1 protein-coding gene and 2 pseudogenes are annotated in these 3,400 nt (G+C 70.7%); 1 reads left to right on the top strand and 2 read right to left on the bottom strand.

Annotated elements, in window-relative coordinates; all coding sequences use genetic code 11:
• Positions 1 to 574 (top strand): annotated as a pseudogene (locus tag CSW58_RS12985) (pectate lyase); the annotation flags it as partial.
• A 9-nt stretch (positions 575 to 583) separates the two neighbouring features.
• On the opposite strand, the gene CSW58_RS12980 reads toward CSW58_RS12985, so the two are convergent.
• Both CSW58_RS12980 and CSW58_RS12975 read right to left on the bottom strand, forming a co-directional pair.
• The gene (locus CSW58_RS12980; protein ID WP_236627829.1) at positions 584 to 1,018 is read right to left on the bottom strand and encodes a hypothetical protein; all 435 of its coding nucleotides are present in this window, start codon (positions 1,016 to 1,018) and stop codon (positions 584 to 586) included.
• Between the two features lie 93 nt (positions 1,019 to 1,111).
• Positions 1,112 to 3,400, bottom strand: a pseudogene (locus tag CSW58_RS12975) (ATP-dependent DNA helicase); the annotation flags it as partial.

Below are 3,400 nucleotides of genomic sequence, written 5' to 3'. Positions count from 1 at the left end.
GCGCTATCCGACCTTCATCGAGATCGGGACCAATCAGCCCCTGTATGTCCACCGCCGGGGCTCCAACGTGTTCAGCGGCGAATATTTCGCCGACCACAACCCCGACAATACGGTCGTGCACTATTCATCCTTCCGCTCGGTCGACATCACCGGCCTGCGCAAGCGCTACGAGGCGCTCAAGGCGACCCCGCCCGAGGTGGTCAGCAAGGCCTCGCCCCTGAAGGGCGGCGCCAAGGCCCTGCCCCGCTATTTCACCACCGGGGACCTGTCGGTGTCCGACCTCAATGTCGGCACCTTGAAGGCCTCGGGCGACAAGCCCAGCGAGGCCGAGGCCGCGGCCCTGGTCCAGACGCTCAACGCCGAGGGCTGGTGGCCGACGGAGATGAAGGCGGTCAGCAATCCCTATATCGGCGACGGATCGCCGGTTCCGACGCCAGGCGAGTTCTCGCAGACCCGGGTCGGCGACCCGACCGACACCTCGCCCTATCTGGCCGATGTTCCCAAGATCGGGATCTCGACGGGGGCCTATGTCGAGAACATGGCCACCTTGATCCGCTATCTGGGCGCCACCTAGAGCGCAGGGTCAGCGCGGCTGAGTGATCAGCGCCCGCACCCTGGCCTCGACCTGCTCGACCCCTTTGAGGGCGTCGCCGGACGAGTCCAGCGTCGCCTTGAAGGCCCGCAGGTCCTTGGTGCTGATCTTCTGCACCCGCTTTTCGCGACCCCACTCCAGGCCGATCTGTTGCCCCAGCCGACAGGCCTTGGGCAGCAGGGTCGAGCGGTCGGCGGGGCCGACCTTGGCGACCAGCGTGTCGACAATGCTGTTCCAGTTGGGCGATCCCGGCATGCACATCGGCAGCCTGTCGCAGGCGCCGGTCCAGAACCGGCGATACCAGCGCTCGTGCGCGTCGCTTTCGAAGCGCAAGGTCTCGGTCGCCTTGACCACCGTTCGGCAGTCATCGCGGACGAACTCGGCCGCCCAGGCCGATGGGGCCAAGCCAAAGCCGGCCAAGGCCATGGCCATCCCCAGGCCGCTGAAGAGGCTTCCAGAACGTCGCGCCAAGCCTGATCTCCCAATCCCCCACCGGGGCAAGGCGAGCGCCGCGACCGACTAGGACGCGACGTCCGACAGAAAGGCGGCCGTGGCCTCGATGACCTCGACCAACCCCATGCGCTGGATGGTGACTCCTTCCGGCAGACTTGAGAAGAGCCGAGTCGGCGCGGCGGCGTCCAGCATCACGAACACGCCCTTGTCATCCGCCCGGCGGATCAGGCGGCCGAAGGCCTGGCTGATGCGGCCGCGGGCCACCGAGTCGTCATAGCCCTTGCCGCCGAACCGCTGGCGACGGGCCTTGTGCAGCACGTCGGGCCGGGGCCAGGGCACGCGGTCGAAGACCAGCAGGCGCAGGGACCGACCCGGCACATCGACCCCGTCGCGGATCGCGTCGGTGCCCAGCAGGCAGGCGTCCTCCTCGGCCCGGAAGATGTCGACCAGGGCCCCGGCCTCCAGCGGATCGACATGCTGGGCGTAGAGGGCCAGGCCCTTGTCGGCCAGGGGAGCGGCGATGCGCTCATGCACGGCCTTCAGCCGGCGGATGGCGGTGAACAGGCCCAGCCCGCCGCCGTTGGCGGCCAGGAACAGCTCGCGCATCGCCGCCGAGACCTGGCGGGGGTCTTCCTTGTTGACGTCGGTGACCACGAAGGCCCGGGCGTTGCTGGCATAGTCGAACGGCGAGACCAGCCGCAACACCTTGGGGGCCTGGGGTAGTCGCGCGGCGCCGGTGCGCATCTCGGCCAGGGCGAAGGGATCATCCAGGGCCGGATCGGTCAGGGTGGCGCTGGTCACCAGCACGCCGTGGGCCGGACTGAGCACGGCCGCGCGCAGCGGCTCGGTCGGGTCGACCCAGTGGCGGCGACAGGCGGCGTCGACCACCCGGCCGTACAGGAAGGTCGCCTCGAACCAGTCGACGAATTCCGGATCATCCTCGGCGTCCTCCTCGATGGCCTTGAGGATCGAGCGCCAGGCCGGCAGGGTCATGCGGGCCCGGCGGTCCAGGCCGCGCAGGGCCCCCTCGATCCGGGCCCGCTCGGACGGGGCCAGATGTTCGGCGTCCTCGTCGAGCACGTCTTCCAGCTGGCGGGCCAGGGCCAGCAGGGGCGCCTCGACCCCGGCCAGGGCCCGGGCCGCCTCGCCCGCCCGCTCGCGCACCAGGTCCACGGCCGGCCGCGCGGCGCATTGCAGCCCCTGCTCGGCCCCGCCGCCCCGATCGCTGGCCCGGGCCCGCAATTGCTCGATCACGGCGACCAGATAGGTCTCGATCGGGCCGATCGGATTGACCTGGCCGTCCGGCGGCGCGATGCGGCCCGACCAGCCCTCGCCCGGCAGGGCGGTGGCGGCGTGCAGCACGGCGGTCAGGGCCTGACGCGCGCCCTCGCGATCACCGAGAATGTCGAGCAGCCGGGTCTCCAGGCCCCGACCCCGGCGGCCGCGCCCTTCCGGACCCCGGATCCAGCGCCGCAGCTCGGCCGATTCCGCGCCCGAGAGGGCGGCTGAAAAGGCGCTGTCGGCGGCGTCGAACAGGTGGTGGCCCTCGTCGAAGACGATGCGCTTGATCGCCGTGGTCTCATTGTCGCCCTTCAGGCCGCGCGCCGCGCGGGCGCCGTCGAAGGCCGCCTGGGTCAGGACCAGGGCGTGGTTGGCGATGACGATGTCGGCGCGCTTGGAGGCCCGCACCGCCTTCTCGATGAAACAGACCCGATAGTGCTGGCAGCCGGCATGGATGCACTCGCCCCGCCGGTCGACCAGGTTGGACGGTCCGGCCTGGTTGGAGGGCGCGATCGCGAACAGGGTCGGCAGCCAGGCCGGGAAGTCGCCGCCGGTCATGTCGCCGTCGCGGCTGGCCCGCGCCCAGCGCGCCGCCAGTCCAAGCCCGATCAGGTCGCCATTGCCCAGCTGGGCGCTGTTGACCTGTTCCTGGAAATTCAACAGGCACAGATAGTTCTCGCGGCCCTTGCGCACGACCGCCTTGCGGGCTCGCACGACGGGGTCGGGATAGATCGAATGGCTCTCGCGCTCGATCTGGCGCTGCAGGGCGCGAGTATAGGTGCTGATCCACACCGACGGCCCGTTGGCCTCGGCCCATAGCGAGGCCGGGCCAGATAGCCGAGGGTCTTGCCGACCCCGGTGCCGGCCTCGGCCAGCATCATCCGCGGCTCGCCCTCGCGCTCGCGCGGCTGGAAGGCATAGGACGCCTCGCGGGCATAGGTGGCCTGGGCCTCGCGCACCTCGTCCAGGCCCGCGCGGGCCAGAAGCTGGTTCAGGCGCTCGGCGGCCGCCTCGGGATCGATGGGGCGACTGCCCGGCTCGCCGAGCGGGGCCTGGTCCTCCCATTCCAGCGCC

Source organism: Caulobacter sp. B11 (genome assembly GCF_002737765.1).
Classification (GTDB): Bacteria; Pseudomonadota; Alphaproteobacteria; order Caulobacterales; family Caulobacteraceae; genus Caulobacter.
The sequence above is the reverse complement of the archived record's forward strand: the minus strand, read 5'-3'. Positions and strand labels throughout refer to the sequence as shown.

Bases quoted from the DNA above. Each gene is read 5' to 3' on its own strand.
- CSW58_RS12980 (WP_236627829.1), bottom strand. From the start codon at position 1,018: ATGGCCTTGGCCGGCTTTGGCTTGGCCCCATCGGCCTGGGCGGCCGAG.